At 71.2% G+C, this 883-nt stretch carries 1 protein-coding gene; it reads left to right on the forward strand.

The features are described 5' to 3' along the window. The coding region (locus IE226_RS43680) for an acyltransferase domain-containing protein (RefSeq protein WP_190087098.1) at positions 1 to 883 on the forward strand (883 nt) is incomplete at both ends.

The following is an 883-nucleotide window of genomic DNA, read 5'->3' on the forward strand; positions in this document are numbered from 1 at the left end:
CGAACCCCGGCCCTGGCCCCACACCCACGACCGCCCCGCCCGCGCCGCCGTCTCCTCCTTCGGCCTCGGTGGCACCAACGCACACGTGATCCTGGAGGCGGCTCCCAAGGTATCCGGGGAGCAGGGACAGGGACAGGAAGAGGAAGAGGTACGGGACGGCGCTGCCGGCGCGGTGGTGCCGTGGGTCCTGTCGGGGCGTTCGACGGAAGCGGTCCGCGCGCAGGCGGCCCGCCTCGCCGAGGGCATCGGTACGGCGGAGGTCGCCGATGTGGCCTGGTCGCTGGTGTCGAGCCGCGCACTGCTGGAGACGGGCGCGGTCGTCGCGGGCCGGAACCGGGACGAGCAGCTGGCAGCTCTGAAGGCACTGGCGTCGGGCGCGACCGATCCGGGTGTGGTGGTCCAGGAACGGTCCCGCTCCGGACGACTGGGTTACGTCTTCTCGGGCCAGGGAGCCCAGCGGCTCGGCATGGGCCGCGAACTGGCCGCCCGCGTACCGGAGTTCGCCTCTGCTCTGGACGACGTGTGCAAGCACCTCGAGAAGCTCCTAGACCGTCCGCTGCGTGACGTGATGTTCGCCGCCGAGAGCGACACCGAGGATGGTACGGCCGACGCGCCCCTCATCGACCGCACCGAATACACCCAGCCCGCCCTCTTCGCCATCGAGGTCGCCCTGTTCCGACTGCTCGAAGGCTGGGGTGTACGACCCGACTACGTCGCAGGACACTCCATCGGCGAGATCGCCGCCGCCCACGTCGCCGGCGTCATGTCCCTGCAAGACGCCGCCCAACTCGTCGTAGCACGCGGCCGGTTGATGGGCGCCGCCCGCAACGACGGCGCCATGGTCGCCGTCGGCGCCGCAGAGCAGGACATTCTCGACGACCTC

Source organism: Streptomyces longisporoflavus (assembly GCF_014649775.1).
GTDB classification, from domain to species: domain Bacteria; phylum Actinomycetota; class Actinomycetes; order Streptomycetales; family Streptomycetaceae; genus Streptomyces; species Streptomyces longisporoflavus.